This window comes from Latilactobacillus sp. (genome assembly GCF_033176295.1).
Taxonomy (GTDB): Bacteria; Bacillota; Bacilli; order Lactobacillales; family Lactobacillaceae; genus Latilactobacillus; species Latilactobacillus sakei.
Window position 1 is genome coordinate 12377 of sequence record NZ_JAMQEX010000005.1, and the last position, 24252, is coordinate 36628.

Below are 24252 nucleotides of genomic sequence, written 5' to 3' on the forward strand. Positions count from 1 at the left end.
ATGTAAAACTTGGTACGTTAAGTACGTCTGAAACCTATAAAGACTGATATAATAGCATTCATAAGACGTACTTAGTTATTTTTGTTAGTTCGTTTGTTGGTACGTTAGTACGCTATTCCTTAAAAAATAGGCCTTGTTTGTCATGCTCGTTGATAGTAACCATGTATCTGCCATCTTTATCCATACACTTTAATCTATCTAAATCCATGCTATGAAAGCCTTCTAATGGTCTTAAATCTTTTTTGTTATACTGCCAGCCAGCTTTTTCCATTATTGGTATTAAGCGGGTGGTAAACGTTCGTTGTTTTATTTTTGTGGGGCTATTATTAATGTCACACCAGCACCGAAATAGGTTGAATAGATAAGTAATTGGTAAACGGGTACTACTCAATTCAACTATTTCGCTTTCGAAAAAATCTAAAATACTATCATTATCCAAAGCAATTTCATAGATGGTTTGATTACTCTCGGTTGTTTCGATGATTGTATCCAAATCAATTTGCAAAGCCTTGAATAGGATGTATTCAAGCACCTGATTATCATAGATATATTTATCCTTAATATCGCGGTTCACGTTGCTTGTGTCGTATTGGTGTAACATTTTAATGGCTCGTAAACGCCTCTTAAAGCCCCCTGTAATGTCCTTAAACTTAGGAGCGCCATTCATTGATTGAATAATGGTCGGTGTCATTCTAATACTTAAAGCGTCAACGCCCTTACTTTCAACGCTGACTACATCCCCAGTAGTTACACTTTTGAAGTTCGCTACTGAATCTACATAGCTATTAGGGTCGTTATCATCACCGATCACCAAGGCTTTACCAAAGATGGTTGCTAATTTAAAACGTTCATCAAATTCTTTTAGCTTTAAGCTGGCACAATTTTGTTCACCAACTAAATTTATTAGAATTTGTTGTAATGTCCCTTTACCAGTATGGCCACGACCGTCATCAATTAAGAAAAAAGCAGTTTCAGGGCTGTAATTAGCGTTTACCGCGCTTGCAATCATCTGCCATATTAAAGTTTCCTTATCTCGTTGCCCGTCTGAAAGCTCAGTAACCCACTTACTAAAACGCCAGCCTTGCATGGTAGGCTCTTTGGCATTAGGGTTATAATTTGTACTAATTTTTGAAATAAAGACGTGATCAGGCGTGAATGGTTCAAGTTCCTTCGTATTTTTGTTAAACACGCCATTATTAACAATAATTAATTCTTTACGATCACTTAGGTTAGACCTTTTGGAGTCCGTTTCTAAATAGAAATAAACGTCACGGCATTGGCGCATATTCAAATTTCTTTCCACGGATAAAATCAACCGATTAATTAACTGCTTATCTTTCATATATAAACCTTCTGCCATGTTATATATGAAAAGTTGCTGTTTATTTGCATCACCTATATTGGTAAAGTGACACTCCTTTTCTAGGATGTCTGCCACAGCCCTTGGGGTAACTCTAGGCACCTTTGCTTTACCTTTTTCGTTGACCTCTGTATGATCATCACGCCATTGTTCGCCTAATCTCTGTAATCTACTGGTTAAACCAGCCATTGTAGTCGGCTTGGTGACTTCTTGCTCTTGTAACGCTACTAACTGATCTAATTGCACGTTGCCCCCAGCTCCCTTCTTGCGATACTCTCGAACGTTCTTTCTAGTTCATTTTGTAGTAATGGCTCGCTAGAATTGCCATTAGCGTATTGAACCAGCTGCCAAGCAAGTCTAACGTCTACAGCATACGCTAGTAATTGACCCGTTATTTTTGCAGCTGTATCATTCCTACGGCCAGTTTCAAACCCAAGTGCCAATATTTCTATTAACTCGGTCACACGGCTTCTATATCGCTTGTTAGCACTGAACCCTCGGGATGCCCGTTCTATTTTATTTCGTTTTAAAATAAAGCCTGTTAGCCACTCGGGTAGGTCTGCCATTGGCTGTTTATTTTCGAACGTGTAAGCATCCCCGTTTATTCGGCTTGGTGGTAGCAGTACATAATTATTAGGGTTAGCCTTAATGTCAACACCGTTTAAGAATGCAATTTTCTGGGGCAATTCTACGCCCTCTGGTAGCTTAAAATATAGGTGTCTGCCACCACTAGCCGTTTTAACCGTTAGCGTTTCGGGTAGCTTATTATAGGTATCCTCCAGCACTTCTAAACTATGGTAGCCGTCTGCATCATCCACATGGTTAATATCAATATCCAGTACAATAAAACCGCGGGTGGCCACGCCAATATTACAATCAGGGTTATTAGTCCACCACGTCTTTACTTGTTCAGGGGTGCTGGTAGCTTCCTTACTGCCTTGAGTACCTTTTAGCGGTATTTTGCTGTTAGGCGTTAACGGAAAGACCTGTAAACCACGCTTGGCATAGCTCATTGCATCATTTAGCAGAATTGGCATGACTTTCCACCTCATCCATTTCAATTAGGTTATCGGATAAGACTTGTACCTGCTCTCTAATATCATCGAGTGAATTGGATAAGTTCTCTAAGCCATCTCGATTAAACAGCGTATATATTACTGCCCAATCCTCTTTTGTCGTATGATCGTGCTGGACTGACTCAAGAAAATTACCAATTAGCGCCAATCTGCTACTAATTGCCGTTAATTTACATGCTACATCTGTTTTATCCATAATTAAAAATCCCTTCATAGTTCAAATTTAATTGCTTATAATTCAAAGTTTGATAAAATGAAAGGGTACAAAAATAGCCTGTTGAAAGCTATACCGCTCACTAGTAACCGTCCAAAGTTTAGCTAGTGAGTTTTTTTGTACCCATTTTCATATGTATCACCTATTCAAAATCAAAGTATTTTTTTAAGTTACTAGTAATGCCGTAAATGCCCGCACCTGCAAACATCCATATAATCGCATCTAACCACGTTGGTAGAACTGCCATAACATTTCACCACCTTTCTGCATCCCAGCTTGTGGGGATGCTTTTTTTGATGCTTTAAGCTAAGTAAAACTTCCACACTGCCCCGTGCTTTTTATAATCCATGATCCAAGATAAATTGTTTTACTTCTTGCTTACTAAATAACTGAACACCTGCCGTATAGTGGCATGGTAAACCCTCAGCGACCATCTTAGTAATTGTCTTAGGGTCAACCTCTAACCATTTAGCAGTAGCCCCCTTCTTTAGAAACGGTTTATCTAAGTCACTATCACGGCGCGCCTTTTCGATAGCTTCCGTTATAATGCTGTAAACTTGCTTTCTAAGCTCGGTGTCTGCCTGCTGGGTTAACGTTACTTCTAATGGCATCCTTAGCCCTCCTTTGGTTGATAATCGATTAAATCATGCAACGGTACTTGCAAGTAATCACATAGCTTAATTAAGGTATCTAATTTAACCGTTTTGGATCGTTTGTAATAGATACTAGCTAACGTAGTACGACTAATACCAGTATCTCGGCTAATAGTTGATAGATTAAGTAAGCGACCTCCGATAATCATAGAAAGATTATTATCCATAAAAGTTCCTTTCTAAAAACGTTCTATTTTGATTATTTTTGTTCAGTTTCTTGTACAAAAATAATCATATTACATACTTGCTAATTAGTCAATATTATATTTAAATTGAATATTAGTTCAGTTTCTTGTACAATTACGGTGAATCGGAGGAATTTATATGTTAAGAAATAATCTAGCTGTATTATTAAGCGAACGACAAATTCGTATAAGTAAATTAGCAAACGATACCGGAATATCTAGAACAACTTTAACCGCAATGGCAACAAATAGTTCTAAGATGGTTCAAATTGAAACCGTCAATAAAATATGCCAAGCGTTAGATATTACTCCTTCTTTTTTCTTTGAATATGTTCCTTTTGACTTTAATTTCTTCTTTGATGTCGGTCCTGATGTCACGGACACTGAAGCTTTAGATGCACATATGAACCCTATCCCCACCTTTGAATCTACTTTTATTATCAACGTCCTTGAAAATAACACTAGAATTAACACTATTGAATTTAGTGGGTATACAGAGGATTACGGAATAGATCCTAATAATAAGAACAGAGTTGGGATTGGCTTACGACCTACAAACGAACAGGAGCTATCAAAATTAAGCGCTTATATAAAAGATATATCTGTAGCTTTTGAATCTGATATAAAAAAAGATATTCAAAAATACGTACAAGCTTCAATAAATAAGATTTGGCCTTATGACGTTGTTTGTGAAGTGTTGGTTGAATTACATGAATCTAATGAAAACCCAAAATTTAGCAGTAATACTCACCGTACAGATGTATTTACTTCTGATGATAACCAGTAAGAAAATCATTTATCACTTCAACTCTCTTACATGCTTATAGCCAAGTCACAGATAGATGGAATTTCTTACAAAAGGAGCAAATATGACTAATAACGAAACCAAATTCTTACTTTACAAAACAGAAAATAGCAATATCAGTATTGACGTGATTATCAGTAATGAAACTCTATGGACAACTCAAAAGGCTATGGCTGAGTTATTTGGCGTCGGTGTACCTGCTATTAGTAAACATCTATCTAGCATTTTTGAAAGCAATGAATTAGATAAAGAAGTGGTTATTTCCAAAATGGAAACAACCACTCAACACGGTGCTATGGAGGGAAAAACACAATCAAAAGAAACCAACTTCTATAACCTTGATGCCATCATATCAGTTGGTTACCGTGTCAACTCCCTTCAGGCCACACACTTCCGCCAGTGGGCTACTCAAACGCTTAAAGAATACATGATAAAAGGGTTTGTGCTTGATGATGATCGCTTAAAACAAGGTTCTAACTTGCTGGATAAAGATTACTTCAACGAGTTACTAGAGCGCGTTCGTTCCATCCGTGCAAGTGAACGGCGTATATGGTTTAAAATCACCGATATATTCCAAGAAATCAGCACGAATTATGATAAAGATAGCCCAGTTACTAGAAACTTCTATGCCACGGTTCAAAATAAATTTCATTATGCAATCACTGGCCAAACTGGTGCTGAAATCATTAGTAGCCATGCTGACCACGATAAACCAAATATGGGACTAACAACATGGAAACACTCCCCAGATGGTAGAATATTGAAATCAGATACCAAAGTAGCCAAGAACTACTTGGACCAGAAAGAAATAAAGCAACTTGAACGGACTGTATCGAGTTACTTTGATTACATCGAGGGTTTAATAGAGCGTCGTAGCACCTTTACGATGCAAGAATTTGCCGACAGTATTGATCGCTTTTTAGAATTTCAAGAATATAAGGTACTGCCTAATAACGGCTCTGTTTCAATGACTAACGCTAAAACTAAAGCATCCCTTGAATATGACCAATTCAATAAAACGCAAAATATTAATTCCGACTTTGATAAACAAATTAAACGAATCATGGCAGACGAACAATCACATTAACCTTTAAAACGTTCCTTTTACATACCACACTGCCCCGTGCGTATGAAAGGAAAATGACAATGGCAACGATTAAGAAATACACTAAAGACAATCAAGAGTTTTATATGTTCCAAGCCTACTTGGGGATTAACCCACAGACTGGTAAAGAAAAACGCACCACTAGACGGGGGTTTAAAACCCGAAAAGAGGCGCGCTTAGCATTATCTAAATTGGAGTTACAAGCTAATCTAGGTCAATTAGACCAGCAACCCATTAACTTAACGTTTGAGGACGTCTACAAGCAATGGTATAGCTCATATATTAACACGGTACGAGAAAGCACTTGGAACCGTACCGCAGGGATGTTTAACAATCATATTTTACCAGCTTTAGGGAAGTATCGAATCAGAACAATCACAGTGGCACAATGCCAACAAGCCTTAAATAAGTGGTTTAAAGTCACCTCACGCAACTATAAGCGCTGGTTTAATTATGTCCAAGCCATATTTGATTATGTCATTAAGCGCGGTTATATCACTGATAACCCTGCTACTAAAGTCACTATGCCCAAAAAGGCAGACACTTGGGGTGACAAACAAGAAAACTTTTGGGATAAGAACCAACTCAAACAATTCTTTGCACTCATGGATCCTAACGAACACTTAGAGCAATACACGTTGTTTCGAGTATTGGCCTTCACTGGTGTTAGGCGTGGCGAGTGCTTAGCCCTAACTTGGGATGACTTAGACACTCAAAAAGGCACCTTAAGCATTAACAAAACGTTAACTCAAGGTGTTGGCGGTAAACAGATTATCCAAGCGACTAAGACCAAGAAAGGTAACCGCCTAATTTCACTTGATAAACAAACCTTATTTTATTTACGTAAATGGCAGATGGACCAAAAGCGGATATATTTCATGCTAGGCTTTAACACATCCCAACCTAGCCAACTAATCTTTGCAACAACTAAGAATACTTTTAAATCATTAAATACGCCCTCTAAATGGCTTAGACGGCTAACAGATGGCACTAACCTACCAAAGATAACCGTTCATGGTTTTAGACACACTCACGCATCCGCCCTATTCTCTGCTGGCGCATCCATCAAAGAAGTACAAGAACGATTAGGCCACGAGGACGCTCAAACGACCTTAAACATCTATACGCATGTTACTAATAGCCAAAATAAAGAGGCCGTTCAAAAGCTGGCCCAATTCTTGAATTTCTAACAAACCGTATTCAAAGACGTATTCACATCATAAAAACTATGTAATAAAACACCTATAACTACTGGTATACTGGCATTTTCACGTGGAACAGGCTCAAACCCCTGACCACCCATCAAGTATACACGATAAATAGTCATAATGATGCAATTGCATCGTTATGACTATTTTTTTATATAAAAATAAAAGATTATCCACCCAGCAAAGCCCGCCTATCTGAGAAGATAAGCGGGCTTTTGTGTTAGGCCTTCACGGCACGACGTCTTAACGTCGAAATACTAATTCCTGTTTTTAAACTAATCTCTTGGATGGTTAAACCTTTTTCAACATCCTTCAGTGCGCCTTCAATTTGCTGATCTGTATACTTTTGCCGCCGGCCTTCATGATAGAGTGGGTTATTCATCCGCGCAGCTTCCTTACCTTCTTGTGTCCGCGTCACAATCATATCCCGCTCAAATTGCGCAAAGGCACTCAGCATCATTAGCATTAGGTTTCCTGTGGGGGTATCCTCAATGGTCCCCATATTTAAAATTGTCACCTTGATATTACGCGCAAACAACTCTTTCGTAATACTTAAAGCCCCAATTGTATTACGCGCGAATCGGTCTAATTTTGTAACTATTAGCGTATCGCCCGGTTTTAACTTTTTTAGAAGCAACTTAAATTTAGGCCGATCAGTTGTCGTCCCTGTGAATTTTTCGGAATAGATTTTATCACAATCGGCCTGCTTTAGTTGCTCGATTTGTGTATCTAAATTCTGGCCCATCGTAGACACTCTTGCATAGCCATATTTCATAATAGTGTTACCTCCTAAAATTTGATGCACAAACTTATTTTAAAAGATACGCGATGATTAGCAAGGCTTATATTTACGTTTTGTAAACATTCCGTTAAGGAACTATCGAACCACGTCGCCTAACCCCAAGTGTACACTCTCCGTTTAAGTTCATCTACTTTATTGTATCTATAAGTTATCACACCCATCATGACTCGTTAAAGTTATACGCTTTAACGTTTTATCAAAAAAGCTTAACTCTTGTTAAGCTTATTAAAATTTTAATAATCCTTTAAAGCTTTTGTTATCAATCGTTTCATCTAATATCGCTAGCAAAAATGACGGTCTATATTAAATTTTGCACAATTATTATTAATTATTTTGAAAATTTCATCGCATTATTACTATTTAGTGACTATTAATAGTCAAAAATAATAAATTGTTTTTCAGTTAGTACTATGCAAATATCACTTGCTTTTAAATACTTCTCTACTTTCTTATAATATGATTAAGCTCAATTGGGGGAGGAATCATCATGTTAGCCACTACGCTTAAAAAACGTCGTATTGATCTACATTTAACGCAACAAGCTGTCGCAGATCAGCTTCACACGAGTCGACAGACTATTTCGAACTGGGAAAACGGTAAAAACTATCCCGACGTCCCAATGCTGGTCGCCATTAGTAATCTATATGATTTATCACTCGACGATATGTTGAAGCAAGACACCAACTATCTCAATAAAGTCGCTAACGATTACCAGTTAATTAATCAACAAAAAAAGACACACTTATTAGATTATGCCTTGTTGCTTACTTTATCGGGATTGGTCATCATCATTCTAGCTACGATTTTTTTCAAATCACTGGTCAATGAACAGTTAACTGGGCTCTTAGTCTTAGTTTTTACAACGATCCTCGTTATCTTGAGCTACTTTAAAACAGTTCAATTCTACTCTAAACAGCCTGGAAATAAGCAGCCCCTCTTGATTCCTAAGGTCGTTGGAATCGGCCTGACAATCAACCCTAACCATCCAATTGGTAAAATAATCTGGTTATTTATTTTAATTTTTGTAGTTGGTAGCTTACTGACCGTTATTTTTTGATTGCTATCATTTTTTATTACCAGGGAAATAAAAAAGAAGCTCAGCCATCGGATTGGTATTGCCCGTGGTTAAGCTTCTTTTTATATTTTCACTACAAGTTTTGGCTTTCTTCAACTTCATTATATTGATACAAGAGGAGTTCCATGATGGCAATTAGTGAAACATGCGATGTCATTTCAACTTTATGTTGATAAAGTTCGTCCGTAAACAGATAAAGATTGATGTCACTCATATTTTGAATGGTGTTATTATTGGCGCCCGTAATTGATACTAACTTTGCATACTGACACTTGCGCTCAATAATCTGCAAAATTTCAATTAATTCCTTATCTTCACCCTCGTAATTAAAAACGAATAAGATATCATCTTGATTAATATTTCGATAAGCGAGCTGACGTTGTTCATAATTCTTCGGAAAAATCACAATAAAACCTTTTAAGGTATACAAGTATTCGATATATTCCGCAGCATATTTGCTAAACCCTTTTGCGAAAAAATATAACTTGGGCCTTTTGATCATTAGCGTCACAATTGCATTTAACTTATCATTATCTAAGACACGGACTGTTTCATTAATATTCTTGAGGTATTCCGTTCTGTAGGCCACTTGATTCACCACAAACGGATTCACTTCTTCCGTTTGATCCTGATTCAAAATTGTATATTTGATGACGGTGATGAACTCGCTATAACCTGAGAACCCAATTTTACGAACAAAACGCAAAAAAGTCGTCGTCGATACAAAACATTCCGCGGCTAATTCACGGATACTACGATTTTTAATATCATCCATATTTTTAATGACGTAATCTAGTAAAATCTGTTCATTTTTGTTCAACTTATCAACATTCGCATTAATAATTTCAAAAAAATTCATTTTAAGCCTCCGTATGTGCGGGTACTGCCGCAACAACACAGTGAACATCCCCGCCGCCCAATAATAGTTCTCTTGCATATACTGGTTCTATCTTGCGATCTGGGAAAATTTGCGTCAACGTTTGAATCGCCACGGTATCTTGCGGATCATCAAAGATAGGTAAGATGATTGCATCGTTTAGCGCATAGTAATTAACATAACTAGCAGTTAAGCGATCACCTGGATAGCGAGGCAAGAGACCGTTAATTGGATCGACGCCTGCACTTTCTTCTTGAGTCGCAAACAGTGGCTTTGGCATTTGTAATTTATGAATCTTAAAGTGCCGACCTTTAGCATCTGTCGCGGCCTCTAAAATGCGATAGGCTTCTTCTGAACTGGCATATTGTGGATCTGATTGATCATCCGTCCAAGTCAGTAATAATTCCCCAGGACGCACAAAACTGAGCATATTATCAACATCCCCGTTAGTTTCATCCATAAAATAACCTAGTTTTAACCAAATTACCTTTTCAATGCCTAGATAAGCTTTTAAAACAGCTTCAACTTCGGTTTTAGTGAGCATGCCATTGCGCCCTTCAGAAAGAATCGATTCCTCGGTGACAATCAACGTTCCTTCACCATCCGTATGGAAAGCACAACCTTCTAAAATAAACTTCTCCAGGCGATAATAATCGATGCCGGTTAGTTCGCATAATTTCTGTGCGACCTGGTCATCCATATCCCAAGGGAAATAAAGACCATCCACTAAGCCGCCCCAAGCATTAAACCGCCAATCAACCGCCCGAATTTGATTCTTTTGATTTAATAAATAAGTTGGGCCGATATCCTTAATCCAAGCATCGTTATAACTCATCTCAATCACTCGAATATCTGCGGGCAATGCATAACGTGCATTTTGATATTGCTCTTTGGAAACTAACATCGTCACTGGTTCGTAGTGGTTAATGATGGTTGCAATTTCCGCAAATATTTTTTGTGCCGGCTTGGCCCCATTACGCCAATTATCTGAACGTTCTGGCCACATCATAATCGATTCACGATGGCGATTTGTTTCTGCTGGTAAATAGTATTGGTCCTCTTTAGGGGTAGTCCCTACGATTTTCATTGTGCCACTCCATTCTGATCTCTCATATCGCTTGATTATAACCCAAAAAGCGACTAGAAAATTGACTAGTCGCTTCTTTGAAAACTACTGATGGATAACGGTTCCTTTATCGCCGGTGATAATTTGACGAACATCATCTAATGCGCCAATCACGGCCGGATTACCGGTTTTTTTAACAAATTGAACAGCTGCTTTGACCTTCGGCATCATGCTGCCTTTAGCGAATTCATCAGCATCAATATGCTTTTGAATTTCTTTGGCAGTGACATCAAAAATCTCTTCTTGATCTGGTTTTCCAAAGCGATAGAACACCCCGCCAACAGAGGTCAAAATAATTAATTGATCAGCCTCAACTAATTCCGCAATTTTAGCGGCACTAAAGTCCTTATCAATCACAGCTTCGGTGCCAATTAATTGGTCACCAGATTTAACAACGGGAATACCACCACCGCCAGAGATAATTGGGATAATACCAGCTTCAATCACTTTTTTAATTGCAGGGTATTCCTTAATTTCAACAGGTTGGGGTGAAGGTACCACGCGTCGATAGCCACGGCCGGCATCTTCCATCATTTGCCAATCAGGGTGTTTTTCTTGAAGCCCTTTAAGCGCTGCTTCTTCATAAAAAGGACCGATTGGTTTAGTGGGGTGGTGAAATGCCGGATCATCAGCTGCTACGATGGTTTGCGTCACCATCGCCACCACACTCTTATCAATTTTTCTGAGCGCTAATTCTTCCTGCATTGCATTTTGGAACCAATAACCAATACTCCCCTGAGTCATTGCACCGCAAGTGTCTAAAGCCATTGCGGGATTTTGATCACTATCAGCTGCTTGTTGTTGCAACAATAGATTCCCAACTTGTGGACCGTTGCCGTGTGTAATGATTAGTTGGTCCCCATTTTCAACAAAGTTGATTAATGCTTTGACAGTTGCTTTGACTGCCTTTTTCTGTGCTGTATCGGAGGCATCGTTTGCTAAAATAGCATTGCCGCCAAGCGCTACTACGATTTTTGCCATCACTAGACCCCTATTCTAACGACCAGCAGGAATTTGTTGAGTGATACAGTGAATATTACCGCCACCTAATAAGATTTCGCGGGCTGGAACACCAACAATCTTGCGATCTGGATATAATTTTTGAAGTGTTTCTTGTGCTTTTGCGTCCATTGGATCATTAAATAATGGGAAGACGATCCCACCATTTGCAGTGTAGTAGTTAACGTAGCTAGCAGCTAATCGATCTCCTGCTAAACGTGGTAACGTCCCGTCAACTGTATCAACACCTTGGCTTTCAGCTTCCGTGATCAGAATTGGTTTTGGCAAGTATAATTTTTCAACTTGTAACTTGCGGCCCTTAGCGTCCGTTTCATTGATCAGCATGTCATAGTTTTCTTTTGAAATTGCGTATTGTGGATCTGATTGATCGTCTGTCCAAGCTAATACGACTTGACCTGGTTTGACGAAATTAGCGATGTTATCAACATGACCGTTTGTTTCATCTAGGTAGATACCCTTTTTCAACCAGATAATCTTTTCAACATTGAGGTATTCTTTCAAAATACTTTCAATTTGCTCTTTAGAAAGTTGTGGATTACGACCATCAGATAATAAACATTCTTCTGTTACGAGTAATGTGCCTTCACCATCAACGTGGATTGAACCACCTTCCAACACGAAATCGTCCAAGCGATAGCGATCACGACCTTCGATTTCACAAACCTTTTGAGCAACGCGGTCATCCTTGTCCCATGGGAAATACAAGCCATCAACAAGGCCACCCCAAGCGTTAAATGTCCAGTCAACACCCCGACTATCGCCTTTATCATTAACCACAAATGTTGGCCCACAATCACGGATCCAGGAATCGTTATTCGACATTTCAACAACTTGGATATTATCAGCCAACATGTGACGGGCATTTGTATATTGACGATCACTAACGCCAACGGTCACACTTTCAAATTGGGCAATTGTTTCAGCGACTTTGGCAAAAGTTGCTTGCGCTGGTTTAGCCCCTTCACGCCAATTATCTGGTCGTTCTGGCCACAAAAGATAAACACCTTTGTGGGCTTCAAATTCACCGGGCATGCGGTAACCGTCTTTTTTAGGCGATGTTTGTAATGTTTTCATAGTACTAACTTCCTTTCTATTTCTGATCAACTTGTTTTTCAGCGTGTCTGATACAAATTTCTCCAATAATGATAGTGACAATCGTCCCAATTAAGATTGGTAACTTGCTGCTTAGCTCCGCGTGACTGCCGTTTAATGGGAACGCCGTTAAGATTAATGTTAAGCCCAATAAAACTAGTGGGACATAAGTCATCAATCGGATAACCACTGCATTACCGTGAATCTTAAAAGGCCGATTACGATCTGGATCAATCTTTCTGAGTTTTAAAAATGATGGGAACATCAACATATATGACCCTAGTAAAGCGACCACATTTAGTGAGAAGAATGCCCAGAAAATATTGGGATTCGGAATAAACGGTGCGGCGACTACTAAAATCGTTGCGATAATGCCGTTTAAGAACGTTGCTCCGACTGGCATTCCATTTTTAGCGCTCGTTTTTTGGAAAACACGGGGTAAATCATTGTTCTTAGCAGCATATAATGCAACATAGTTAACACCGGCCGACCAAGAAATCAAGTTGGCTGCTAGTGTGTACATAAAGAGAATGCCGATTAAAACCACGAACCAATTATGATGTCCAACCAATAATAAAATACTATCCATTAAACCACCAGATGTCGATAGTTGACTGCTTGGAATTGCAGCGCCCATCCCGAAAGCAGCGAATAAGTAGAAGACCGCGATCAAGACGCCGCCCCAAATAATGGCTTGGGGAATTTGCTTCTTGGGATTTTCCATATCACTAGCCATTGTTGCAACCACTTCAAAACCTAAGAAGTTAAACAAAATAACTGAGATATACCCGAGACTTGTCGCATCAAACTTAGGCAACATCGCTGTCCCAGAGAAATCATTAGCTAATCCTTGCGTGGCAGCATGGTAAATACCAAGTGCCCCAACACTAAGCATAATGACCACTTTAGCAACCGCCGCTAAATTCAAAATCCATTTACTATCAGCAATTGGATAACAACTAATGAGTGTGACAAGCCAGATAAAGACTAGTTCAATAATGATCCCAACAGGCGTCGCTATCTTAATCTGAAAAATTTGTGCTAGCACTTCGTTGAATAAGACAGCTAAACTTGCCATCCAGATGGGGAAATTAATCCAGTATAACCAGGCTGCTCTTCCGCCCCATTTGCGACCAAAAGCACGTTTAACCCAGTCATAAATGCCGCCTTCATCATCATATGTCGTCCCTAATTCCGCAGAAATTAGGCCATACGGTAAGAAGAAAAGCAGTAATAAGGCACCCCACCAGAAGAATTGCGATGGTCCGATTGCGGCAGCTGGTGCAGCCGATTCAACGACTAAGACAACGACTACTGACATTAATACGGCATCAAATAGTTTAAACTTTTTCTTTTCCATATTGTCACCCTCATTTATTGATCAACTATTGTCTACTGACTATTTGGTTGAATCGATTCGATTATTTAATAAGTCTTTTAATACTGGATCTTTTAAGTTGTTTAATGTGTCATCTGAATAATCGATAATTGGTGCCATGAGATAAACAAGTAATGCGCGCATAGCTGTCAAACGATTTTCAGCTTCGTCCCAAGCAACTGAAGCATCTGAATCAAGCACACTATCTGTCACTTCTTCGCCACGGTTAGCTGGTAAACAGTGCATGAATTTAGCATGTTTAGCAGCTTTAGCCATCAATTCATCGTTAACTTGGTATTTAGGATAGAAAATTGCCATCCGTTCGTCATATGAAAGTGGTGATTCATATAAACCGTACCAAACATCTGTATAAACAAAATCAGCATCTTTCATTGCTTGATCGGTATCTTCTGTGATTAAGACACTCCCACCTGAAACTTCAGCATTCTTTTGACCGATTGCTAATGTTTCTGGTTTGATTTGATAGCCTTTTGGTCCGTATTGAACGAATTGCATGCCCATCTTAGTAGCGACAAACATTAATGAAACGCAGACTTGTGTGGCATCCCCGACGAAAACGACTTTACAATCGCTTAACTTCTTACCAGCTGGTAAATGTTCTGCCATTGTGATGATATCGCCGATTTCTTGTGTTGGATGATTGTAATCAGTCATCCCGTTCAAAACAGGTACTGTGGCTGCATTTGCAATTGTTTCGATTGTGTCATGTGTTGCAACCCGGGCCATCAAGATATCAACTAATCGTGATAAAACAATTGCGGTGTCGCCTAATGATTCACTTTCAGCACTGCCAAGGTGAATTTGACCAGGTGCTAAATACTGGGCGTGCCCACCAAGTTGGGTCATTGCTGTTTCAAATGATACCCGTGTTCTAGTTGATGATTCTTCGAATAACATCCCTAATGTGCGATTGCTTAATAATTGTGGATAGTCACCAGCTTTGATATCCTTTTTAATTTGCAATCCTAAATCAATTAAATATTGAATTTCTGCTTGTGTATAATCCTTTGTATCGATAAAATCTCTTTTCATATTGGCCATCTCCTAATTAATCTCTTTTGACTACGCTTACAATATAATTTTTTCACGACCAAATTGAAATAGGTTTGGTGACTATCGGTTTAGACGAAATCGATGTGTATTTTGTTCCATTTTGCGGAACAAAATACACCCTTTTGGTGATACACAAAAAGACCCCAGTTGCGGTATTTACCACACTGGGGTCTTTGTTTTTTAATTAGCCAAATACTTTTAAGTTGGTTTTATTCGCTTTTTCAGTCTTCACTAATTCGCCTTGGACGCACCAACGACGAACCGTTTGATCACAGGTAATTAAGGTGACCATTTTATGTCCCGGGACATCATCGATTACTTTGACTTCTTCAGGGGCAATCGATTTTTTAACGTTTACGCGGTATGAATAGACATTTTGTAAATCGGTTAGGTAAACCATATCGCCGACTTTAACATTTTCCAATGGTAAAAAGATGTTGGTAAATGAATGACCTGCTAAGGCGTAGTTATTATCGGCCCCCATCTTCTGGTCAGGCTTCATCGTACCACCGCCTTGGGCCATTGTTGCTTCTGAGACGCCCTTCATGACCGGCAATGCAATTCCGACGCTCGGAACCGCAACCTTCCCTAAAACAATCACATCGCCCTTAACGGCGGCGCTGACGATTTGCTTTGTATCGAGTGTTTTAACACTATTGAAATCAAAATTAGCCTTTTTATGTTCGTTTTTCTTAATTTGAGCGGCCGTCACCGTATTCATCCGGCGATTAGCCATTGATTTAACCATTTGATTGCGAATTGGGCCAATAAAAACAAGTATTAAACCAATGAGCAATAAAAGTGCTAGCAGACTATTAATAAGCCGATTCTTCGTCTTTTTTTGCACAACAATTTATCCCCTTTACTACTGATTTATTTTATTGTATCACATCTCAAAGCGGTTACTCATTTTAAAAAGTCTTATTTTTCCACAATAATTGCCGGATGCATTAAATTTCGAAATAAATTAGCGGTAATCGCAATTGCCAGTGAGATAACAACTAACCCTAGGCCAATCAACATGACACCCGGTGTCGCTTGTCTGACTGCAATTAAATAGAATAACGGTAAGCTCAAGAGGTAGGCCGCGCCATTGATACTGGCGACTTTTTGAATTTGGCGGAGGGCTTGTTGTGTCTTCTGTCCAAAATGACCGACTAGATCGACCTCGCGTAAAATTCGTTGGAGTTGGTACAACCCCCAAAGTGCCAGGATCAATGACCCATAAACCAAGAGAACGACCAACCACAAGCCACCCGGAATTTGGGGGAAGTTCTGCGCAATTTTATGCGTTAACCGTGGCCCAATCAACCCGATAAAGATTAGCGGTAAGCTGGCTAAGCCACAAACTAATTTCAAAAATAGGATTTGAATTTTCATGTCACTCACCTCCTCTTTAATTTAAGCGATTCACACCAAATAAACAATTTAAACGCCGCGCCTTTATCCAAAAATTAAGAAACAAAAAAGCGGCTGATCCACAGGACCAACCGCTAAGTCGTATTAACCGACGTTTAGAATATACATAAAGATTACGAATACGAAAAAGAGCACGTACATAATTGGATGGATTTCCTTACGACGACCAGCCGTAATCATCGTGATTGGGTAAACGATAAACCCTAAAGCAATCCCATCTGAAATACTGTAAGTTAAAGGCATCCCCAAAACGATTAAGAAAGCTGGAATCGCGATTTCCAATTTTTCCCAGTCAATTTTCTTCAATGATTGCGCCATTAGCACCCCAACAATTACTAAAGCGGGCGCCGTTACTTGTGACGTCACAACCGTTAAAAGTGGTGAGAAGAATAAACTGAAGACGAATAAAATCCCGGTAACCACTGCTGTTAAACCAGTCCGACCACCAACGGCAATCCCGGCTGATGATTCAACGAAGGCCCCAACAGGTGATGTCCCCAAGAGTGAACCAGCCAACATTGCTGAAGAATCTGACATCAAGGCTTTCCCAACACGTGGCATCTTGTTGTCCTTCATGAAACCAGCTTGTTCGGCTAATCCAACCAAGGTGCCAGCTGTATCGAAGAACGTCACTAATAAGAACGTCAAGACAACCACCCACATTTGAACCGTATTAATATCCCCAACATGATTCAAACCAGCTAAGAAGGTTGGTTTTAAACTAGGTGCAGCAGCAACAAAATGGGTTGGTAACTTAATTAAACCCGTTACGGCCCCTAAAATAGAAGTTAAGACCATTCCGATAAAAATCGCACCTGGTACTTTTTTAACCATTAAAATAATTGTAATAATCAAGCCAAAAACTGTTAACCAAGTCGTGCCTTGTGAGAAGTCCCCAAGACCCACGACTGTTGATTTATTGGCGACGATTAAACCACCACCATGTAAGCCGATAAAAGCCACAAACATCCCAATCCCGGCCGAAATTGCTAATTTAAGATCGCGCGGAATCGCATCAATAATGATTTCACGTAATTTAAAAATAGTGATTACCATGAAAATCAATGAAGCGACAAACACACCTGCGAGCGCCGTTTGCCATGAAACACCCATCCCAATGACTACTGAATAACTAAAAAACGCGTTAATCCCAAGTGCGGGGGCTGTTGCGATTGGATATTTAGCGTACAAGCCCATCAAGAAACACCCAATGGCACTGGCTAAGGCTGTTGCCGCGAAAACGGCCCCTTTATCCATCCCTGAAGCACCCAAAACGCTTGGATTAACAAATAAAATGTAAACCATTGAAATAAACGTGGTGAATCCGGCTAGAATTTCCCGTTGGACCGTTGAATGTTGTTCTTCGATACCGAAGAACCGACTTACTTTTCCCATAATAACTCCTCTAAAACAACTAATTTTCCCACTATCTTTTTAGTGGTAATGTGTGTATAATACTGACTGGTGCCAAACCCATGAGAATGAAAGTTTGTTGGCGCGTTTAACGACGCGTTTCGAAAACGAACTTTGCATTCTCTTTTTTTGTACCCTTTTTTAGGCTGTGCTTACCAGATTGCTTTTAAAATGTTGGTTTGATCACGATCGGGACCAACTGCAAATGTGGCTAATGGTAAATCAACCAATTCTTGCAAGCGTTCAACATACCGACGCGCGTTGACTGGTAATTCTTCAAGTGTCTTAACGCCAGTAATATCTTCATCCCAACCAGGTAATTCTTCATAGATTGGTGTACAACGTGCTAATTCGCTCAAGCTTGCTGGGTAACGATCGATGCGTTCACCGTCTAATTCGTAAGCGACACAGATTTTCAACGTCTTCAAACCAGTTAAAACATCAACACAGTTTAAACAAAGTTGCGTTAAGCCAGCCACCCGTTTAGAATGACGAAGCACAACTGTATCAAACCAACCAATTCGACGTGGACGTCCTGTAACAGTGCCGTATTCGTGACCTGCTTGACGAATGAAATCACCCGTTTCATCGAATAATTCAGTTGGGAATGGGCCATCACCAACACGTGATGTATAGGCTTTAGCAACCCCGACCACTTCATCAATCCGTGAAGCGCCGACCCCTGAACCAGTTGAAACGCCACCGGCAGGATTTGAAGAAGTTACAAATGGGTAAGTCCCTTGGTCGATATCCAATAAAATACCTTGGGCCCCTTCGAATAAGACGTTGCCCTTTTGATCTAAAACATCATTTAAAACAACAGATGTATCACAAACGTATTGTTTTAATTCTTGACCATATTGGTAGTATTCTTCGAAAATTGAGTCGAAATCTAGAGCTTCAACTTCATAAATCTTTGTAAATAAGGCATTTTTTTCAGCTAAGTTTTGTTTTAATTTAGTTGCAAATAAATCTTTATCTAATAGATCAGCCACACGAATACCACTTCTAGCTGCTTTATCCATATAAGCTGGGCCGATCCCACGATTAGTCGTTCCAATCTTTTGATCACCCTTAGCGGCCTCTTGTAAGCTATCTAGCTTAATGTGATAAGGCAAGATGACGTGGGCCCGATCTGATAATTTCAATTGACTTGTATCTACATTCTTGTCAGCTAAACCACGTAATTCGCCAACGAGTGATTTAGGATTAACCACAACCCCGTTACCGATGACGCTGACCTTGTCACTGTTAAAAATCCCAGATGGAATTAATTGTAAATGATAAGTATCTTCGCCTAATTTGATGGTGTGGCCTGCATTGTCTCCACCTTGATAACGAGCGATTGCGTCAGCATTCTGACCTAAAAAGTCGGTGATTTTTCCCTTACCTTCGTCGCCCCATTGTGTTCCAACTACTACTGCAGATGTCATATGAATAAACCCCTTTATTCAAGTTAATTGTCTTAACCTGATATTTAAGTACTAAACTCACAAAAGCTATTGTACCAACTCAGCTATTTGAAATCAACCGAAAACACGAACTTTATTAATAAACACTACCTGATTAACGTTTTAAATCCTAATGATGATTACACAACGTTAATACAGCGCTTTAAACACGAACAATAATTACGGTTTTGACATCCACCAACTTGCCCTCTACAATTAAACCATCTTAATCTTTCAAGGAGTTGCCTAATGCTATATCTCGATAATATCATCACCGCAGCGACGATTTTTCCGTTTGTCGCAATCGCCCTCACAATTCCGGTTTTAATCTATCATTACCGGCGTTCTGGCGCACTAACCTTTTGGCGAAGCTTAGTGATTTATAGCTTTATCTTCTACTTATTAGCCGCCTACTGTCTCATTATACTCCCCTTACCACCAAAATCAGTCGTCGCTCATTTGACGACCCCGCGTTATAACCTAGTGCCGTTCACCTTTGTCCGCGAATTTATTAACACGACACACTGGGTTTGGAATCAACCGGCAACCTATCTTGCAACCCTAAAACAAGCGGCGACGATTCAACCACTCTTTAATATCGTTTTAACCATTCCATTTGGTGTTTACCTTCGTTACTTCTTCCGGACATCATTCAAACAGACCCTATTATTAAGTTTTGGCCTCACATTATTCTTCGAATTAACCCAGCTGTCAGGACTCTATGGCATTTACCCCCGACCATATCGGTTATTCGATGTTGATGATCTACTGCTAAACACGAGTGGCGGACTCATCGGCTTTGGCTTAGCACCCTTATTAACCTATTTCTTGCCGACTCGTGATGCACTTGATCAAGCGGCTTACATCAACGGCCAAAAAGTTGGTTATCTCCGTCGCTTATTAGCACTGGGAATCGATTACTGTCTCTTAACACTGATTGGCATGATTGTTACAGCGATTTGGCGTTTATTAAAACTACCAACTTTTGGTAATGATGTTTTCTACTATTGTTTAGAAAACGGACTCTACTTCGTCTTACTGCCCGTCCTCTGGCGGGGACAGACACCTGGTAAATCGCTCTTGAGGTTAAAAATCACCGCCGAAAATGCCGTTGCTTGGCGGATATTCAGTCGCCAATTTTTACTGTTCTTTATCATCCTACCTAGTTTCCAATTATGGCGGATCACCATCGATGCCTTGGTTGCTAGCGGCCAAACGCATTTAGATATCTACCTTCTACTGGGTGGTCTGGCTGCCTTACCACCCGTCTTATTTACGGGTAACTTCCTATTATCGTGGCTTTTCAAAAAGCCCCAACTCTTTTATGAGAAGTTAACCAAGACCCAAGAAATGAGTTTGGTTCAACCACAAGCAGATCATCCCTTAAAAAATAATTAAAAACACCGCTTAATTCTAAAGGTCTAGCAAATTAAGATACTTTCCCTGTTAAATTAGCTATAATGAAAGTATCTTATATCTGAGAAAGGATTTACGATTATGTTTAATAAACTCAAATACATTCTCCCAATCGTCATGACGGCTATTTTAGGTCTCAGCGCCCACAGCGTTTTTGCCGACAGTAATGCTTGGGATAAACCAGTCGCAACACTCGGAACAAGTCTTTCAAGTACGCAAAAATCAGAAACCCTCTCAACGCTTCAAAACGCCGCTAACATCACCGATTCTGATGAATTAACGGTCACCGGTTCAACCCTCGTTAAATATCTCGATCAAAATCAACAAACTTTTAACGCGGATTCCAACGTTTATTCTAGTGCGTTGATTCAAAAAAATAATAGCAATACCGGGATTAACGTTAAGATTGTCGATTTTAACGGCAGCAACAATATCACAACAATTACCGCGAACCAATATAAAAACGCAGCGTTAACCGCCGGCGTCACAAACGCGACGATCTACGTTACTTCTGCCGTACCAATTGACGGTTCTGGTGCGCTCGCCGGCGTTTACGCCGCTTTCGCGGAAAATGGTGAAACCTTAAATCAATCACAAGTTACCGCCGCTCAAGACGAAATGAGCACCCTCAGTGATATTACCCAAGCTAACAAAGGCACTGACGGCTATACTGATTCACAACTTAACAACGCCGTAACAGGTGCTAAAAAAGACATGGCTAACAAGGGTGATAACCTAACCGTTAACCAAATTACCAACATCGTTAATAATCAATTAGAACAAAATAACCTTACAACAATCATCAACAATAACCAAAAGACACAAATCATTAACTTACTCGTTAAAATTCAAGATTCTGGTGCGCTTAAATCAGATGATTTTAAGAACCAAGCCGGTAAATTAATGGATAACATTCAAAGTAATGCTAAGAATGTCTTCGACAAATTAAACACTGAAAGTAACCGTAACTTCATTCAAAAATTATTCGATAGTATTGGCAACTTCTTTAAAAACCTATTTGGATAATGATTTATACCACACAAAAACGCCTGACGAACTTAATTCGTCAGGCGTTTTTTGATTGTTTATTTAGTGGTTGCTTTTACGGCAACTGTATCAGCTTGGACTGATTGGCCCATATTATTGAACTTCATGTAAGCAACTGCTGGCATGTTTGTAATAATCACCATCATCGCTGTTTGCTTACCAGCTGCAACGATTTGATCAAGATCAACGGTTGCCAGTAAGTCACCATGCTTGATTGTTTGGCCTTCTTCAACAGCGACTTCAAAAGGTGCACCGTTTAATTCAACCGTATCAATTCCCATGTGGACTAAGACTTCCAAACCATTAGTCGTCTTAATGCCAATCGCATGTTTCGTTGGGAAAATCGTCATGATTGTCCCATCAACTGGTGCGACAATCTTGCCATCAGTTGGTACGACTGCGTAGCCGTCACCTAACATCTTTTGTGCAAAAGTTGGATCATCAACATTTTCAATATCAATCAATTCACCGTTTGCAACTGCGTAAAAGACATCTGTCTCACCTGAGTTAATATCACTATCAACAGGGGCTTCAACTGGTGCAGCAGCTGGTTCTGGTGCGCTGGTTGCGATTGGTGTGTTGTGGTTATAAAGTTCTTTCAGGGCATCCGCCACAAATTGAACTTCTGTTCCGATAATAATTTGAATATTGGTTTTGTCTAAGACGTTAATCCCAGCGGCACCAGCGGCCTTAATAGCCGGTTGGTTAACGTTGGCTGTGTCTTCTAATTGTAGACGCAAACGAGTCGTACAGTTATCGATTACTTTGATATTGTCTTTACCACCGATTGCAGCGTAGATCCGTTTTGCTTGAATCATGAATTTGTCATCAGTAGCATCTGTTTCGACACCGGCAGTATCTTCATCAACAGCATCATCTGCTTCGCGACCCGGTGTCATCAAGTTGAATTTCTTGATGGCAAAGTTGAAACCGAAGTAGTAAATAACTGCCATGACTAAGCCTTCAACCAATAACATCAATGGTTGGTTGGCAACTGGATTTTTCAAACTTAAAACATAATCGACTAAACCAGCACTAAATGCGAAGCCGGCTGTCCAGTGGAAGAAAGCAGCAACGGCTAATGAAATCCCTGTGAATACTGCATGTAGAACGTAGAGTGGCCATGCCACAAACATAAATGAGAATTCAAGTGGTTCTGTGACCCCTGTAAAGAATGACGCAAAGCCAGCAGCTAACATCAATGAAGCTGTTGCTTTACGACGTTCTGGGCGAGCGTTCTTGTAAATTGCGTAGGCACCAGCAGGTAACCCAAACATCATGACTGGGAAGAAACCAGCTTGGTACATCCCTGTTTTACCAATCACGGCTGTTCCGGCAGCAAGTGATTTCGCACCGCCCAAGAAGTTACCGATATCGTTAATGTTAGCAACATCAAACCAGAACACTGAGTTCAAGGCGTGATGTAAACCAGTTGGAATCAATAAACGGTTGAAGAAACCGTATAAACCGGCACCAACCCAGCCTAGTTTTGAAATTGCTTCACCAAATGATACTAAAACAGTAAAGACAGCTGGCCAAACAAAGTACAAGATTGCTGAAACAACCATCATTGCTGTTGCGGCCATAATTGGCACCAAACGTTTCCCACTAAAGAAGGAAAGCGCCATTGGCAACTTCACGTTGTGGAAACGATTGTACATTGCAGCTGCAATTAAACCGGCGATAATCCCGATTAAAACATTACCTTCGATTTTACCAAAGGCTGGATTCACCTCAGCGATATCTGATAAACCTTGCATCGCTTGAATTGAGGCAGGTGCTAAAATGGTCTTAGGGACTAAGAAAGCGACTAAACCAGCAAGTGCGGCTGCCCCATCCTGATCCTTAGACATCCCTAGGGCTAGACCAACGGCAAATAATAATGGCAAGTTGTTTAAAATTGCGCCGCCACCAGCTGCTAGGAAAATTGTAAAGACGTTTGCATTTGAATCGCCATTGCCAACCCAGTTAGCAATCCCGATCAAAATTGCGGCTGCTGGTAATACAGCAACAGGCAACATTAATGAACGACCCATTCGTTGTAAGTAATTCTTCATAAGGTGTTCTCCATTCATTCATTTATTTCGTTAACAATATTAAATCATTAATGCAAACGATAAGCAAGCGCTTAATAGTCGGTATAGACCTTTAAGGTCACGGAATAAAGCGGTTTCTTAATTCGAAAATATTTTGGTCTATACCGTATAACGGCATTAATTATTGCCTTGAAATTAAAACGGTTGCAAAAATAATGATTTGACGTATACTGAAGGTACAATTTAATCGCTTTGCACTAGGGGTGTTCTTAGAAGAACTGAGATAGGTTTGTACAACCTGATCCCTTTGAACCTGTAAGTTCAGACTTGCGTAGGAAAGTGCCTTTCTCTATTAAACCAACACCACTTTTCTATGCATTCGTGCATCTAAAAGTGGTTTTTTTGATTTTAAGGGAGGTT

Annotated in this window: 23 protein-coding genes and 1 riboswitch; of the genes, 6 read left to right on the forward strand and 17 right to left on the reverse strand. The window is 39.8% G+C overall.

Annotation, left to right across the window (positions count from 1 at the left end; translation table 11 throughout):
• Positions 1–112: 112 nt before the first annotated feature.
• The 5 genes from NDN60_RS03755 to NDN60_RS03775 all read right to left on the reverse strand — a co-directional run bounded on the left by NDN60_RS03755 (position 113) and on the right by NDN60_RS03775 (position 3470).
• The gene (locus NDN60_RS03755; protein ID WP_099947582.1) at positions 113–1606 is read right to left on the reverse strand and encodes a DNA primase family protein; all 1494 of its coding nucleotides are present in this window, start codon (positions 1604–1606) and stop codon (positions 113–115) included.
• Positions 1597–2397, reverse strand: coding sequence for a bifunctional DNA primase/polymerase (locus tag NDN60_RS03760; RefSeq protein WP_099947581.1), 801 nt, complete (start codon positions 2395–2397; stop codon positions 1597–1599). Before NDN60_RS03760 ends, NDN60_RS03755 begins: the two co-directional genes overlap by 10 nt.
• The gene (locus NDN60_RS03765; RefSeq protein ID WP_099947580.1) at positions 2378–2632 is read right to left on the reverse strand and encodes a hypothetical protein; all 255 of its coding nucleotides are present in this window, start codon (positions 2630–2632) and stop codon (positions 2378–2380) included. The genes NDN60_RS03760 and NDN60_RS03765 overlap by 20 nt, the downstream gene beginning before the upstream one ends.
• A 356-nt stretch (positions 2633–2988) precedes the next feature.
• On the reverse strand, positions 2989–3261 hold the full coding sequence (locus NDN60_RS03770) for a hypothetical protein (protein WP_099947579.1): 273 nt from the start codon (positions 3259–3261) through the stop codon (positions 2989–2991).
• A 2-nt stretch (positions 3262–3263) separates the two neighbouring features.
• On the reverse strand, positions 3264–3470 hold the full coding sequence (locus NDN60_RS03775) for a helix-turn-helix domain-containing protein (RefSeq protein ID WP_099947578.1): 207 nt from the start codon (positions 3468–3470) through the stop codon (positions 3264–3266).
• A gap of 157 nt (positions 3471–3627) precedes the next feature.
• Between NDN60_RS03775 and NDN60_RS03780 the strand changes: the two genes are divergently transcribed.
• The 3 genes from NDN60_RS03780 to NDN60_RS03790 all read left to right on the forward strand — a co-directional run bounded on the left by NDN60_RS03780 (position 3628) and on the right by NDN60_RS03790 (position 6588).
• Complete coding sequence (locus NDN60_RS03780; RefSeq protein ID WP_099947577.1) at positions 3628–4275, forward strand: helix-turn-helix domain-containing protein; 648 nt, start codon at positions 3628–3630, stop codon at positions 4273–4275.
• A gap of 82 nt (positions 4276–4357) precedes the next feature.
• Positions 4358–5380: a virulence RhuM family protein gene (locus NDN60_RS03785; protein WP_099947576.1), complete on the forward strand. Its 1023-nt coding sequence runs from the start codon at positions 4358–4360 to the stop codon at positions 5378–5380.
• A 59-nt stretch (positions 5381–5439) separates the two neighbouring features.
• Positions 5440–6588 carry a site-specific integrase gene (locus NDN60_RS03790; RefSeq protein WP_099947575.1) on the forward strand — a complete coding sequence of 383 codons (1149 nt, stop codon included), beginning with the start codon at positions 5440–5442 and terminating at the stop codon, positions 6586–6588.
• A 238-nt stretch (positions 6589–6826) separates the two neighbouring features.
• Here NDN60_RS03790 and NDN60_RS03795 read toward each other — a convergent pair whose 3' ends face one another.
• Positions 6827–7381 carry a recombinase family protein gene (locus NDN60_RS03795; protein WP_011373789.1) on the reverse strand — a complete coding sequence of 185 codons (555 nt, stop codon included), beginning with the start codon at positions 7379–7381 and terminating at the stop codon, positions 6827–6829.
• Positions 7382–7895: 514 nt separating this feature from the next.
• On the opposite strand from NDN60_RS03795, the gene NDN60_RS03800 reads away from it, so the two are divergent.
• On the forward strand, positions 7896–8465 hold the full coding sequence (locus tag NDN60_RS03800) for a helix-turn-helix transcriptional regulator (protein ID WP_016264359.1): 570 nt from the start codon (positions 7896–7898) through the stop codon (positions 8463–8465).
• A 91-nt stretch (positions 8466–8556) separates the two neighbouring features.
• Here the strand turns inward: NDN60_RS03800 and NDN60_RS03805 are convergent, their stop codons facing one another.
• The 10 genes from NDN60_RS03805 to NDN60_RS03850 all read right to left on the reverse strand — a co-directional run bounded on the left by NDN60_RS03805 (position 8557) and on the right by NDN60_RS03850 (position 19315).
• Positions 8557–9342 carry a MurR/RpiR family transcriptional regulator gene (locus NDN60_RS03805; RefSeq protein WP_099947171.1) on the reverse strand — a complete coding sequence of 262 codons (786 nt, stop codon included), beginning with the start codon at positions 9340–9342 and terminating at the stop codon, positions 8557–8559.
• Between the two features lies 1 nt (position 9343).
• A complete protein-coding gene (gene aguA, locus NDN60_RS03810; RefSeq protein WP_099947170.1) occupies positions 9344–10447 on the reverse strand; it encodes an agmatine deiminase in 1104 nt (367 codons plus the stop codon).
• 84 nt (positions 10448–10531) lie between these two features.
• Entirely contained in the window at positions 10532–11467 is a 936-nt protein-coding gene (gene arcC, locus NDN60_RS03815; protein WP_099947169.1) for a carbamate kinase, read from the reverse strand.
• Between the two features lie 15 nt (positions 11468–11482).
• The gene (aguA, locus tag NDN60_RS03820; RefSeq protein ID WP_099947168.1) at positions 11483–12580 is read right to left on the reverse strand and encodes an agmatine deiminase; all 1098 of its coding nucleotides are present in this window, start codon (positions 12578–12580) and stop codon (positions 11483–11485) included.
• A gap of 16 nt (positions 12581–12596) precedes the next feature.
• A complete protein-coding gene (locus NDN60_RS03825; protein ID WP_099947167.1) occupies positions 12597–13958 on the reverse strand; it encodes an APC family permease in 1362 nt (453 codons plus the stop codon).
• Positions 13959–13997: 39 nt separating this feature from the next.
• Positions 13998–15029 (reverse strand): putrescine carbamoyltransferase, encoded by a 1032-nt coding sequence (gene ptcA, locus NDN60_RS03830; protein ID WP_099947166.1) that lies wholly within the window; start codon positions 15027–15029, stop codon positions 13998–14000.
• A 205-nt stretch (positions 15030–15234) separates the two neighbouring features.
• Complete coding sequence (locus NDN60_RS03835) at positions 15235–15897, reverse strand: class A sortase (protein ID WP_011373780.1); 663 nt, start codon at positions 15895–15897, stop codon at positions 15235–15237.
• A gap of 74 nt (positions 15898–15971) precedes the next feature.
• Positions 15972–16430 carry a DUF2975 domain-containing protein gene (locus tag NDN60_RS03840; protein ID WP_056946872.1) on the reverse strand — a complete coding sequence of 153 codons (459 nt, stop codon included), beginning with the start codon at positions 16428–16430 and terminating at the stop codon, positions 15972–15974.
• A 123-nt stretch (positions 16431–16553) separates the two neighbouring features.
• Positions 16554–17864, reverse strand: coding sequence for an NCS2 family permease (locus tag NDN60_RS03845; RefSeq protein ID WP_056946869.1), 1311 nt, complete (start codon positions 17862–17864; stop codon positions 16554–16556).
• A gap of 170 nt (positions 17865–18034) precedes the next feature.
• Positions 18035–19315, reverse strand: a complete 1281-nt coding sequence (locus NDN60_RS03850; RefSeq protein ID WP_011373777.1) for an adenylosuccinate synthase — start codon at positions 19313–19315, stop codon at positions 18035–18037.
• A gap of 267 nt (positions 19316–19582) precedes the next feature.
• On the opposite strand from NDN60_RS03850, the gene NDN60_RS03855 reads away from it, so the two are divergent.
• Together NDN60_RS03855 and NDN60_RS03860 are read left to right on the forward strand one after the other, a co-directional pair.
• Entirely contained in the window at positions 19583–20731 is a 1149-nt protein-coding gene (locus NDN60_RS03855; RefSeq protein WP_056946866.1) for a VanZ family protein, read from the forward strand.
• 99 nt (positions 20732–20830) lie between these two features.
• Entirely contained in the window at positions 20831–21775 is a 945-nt protein-coding gene (locus tag NDN60_RS03860; protein WP_011373775.1) for a DUF1002 domain-containing protein, read from the forward strand.
• Between the two features lie 59 nt (positions 21776–21834).
• Here NDN60_RS03860 and nagE read toward each other — a convergent pair whose 3' ends face one another.
• A complete protein-coding gene (gene nagE, locus NDN60_RS03865) occupies positions 21835–23853 on the reverse strand; it encodes an N-acetylglucosamine-specific PTS transporter subunit IIBC (RefSeq protein WP_099947164.1) in 2019 nt (672 codons plus the stop codon).
• 228 nt (positions 23854–24081) lie between these two features.
• Positions 24082–24187: riboswitch (TPP riboswitch) on the forward strand.
• Positions 24188–24252: the final 65 nt, after the last annotated feature.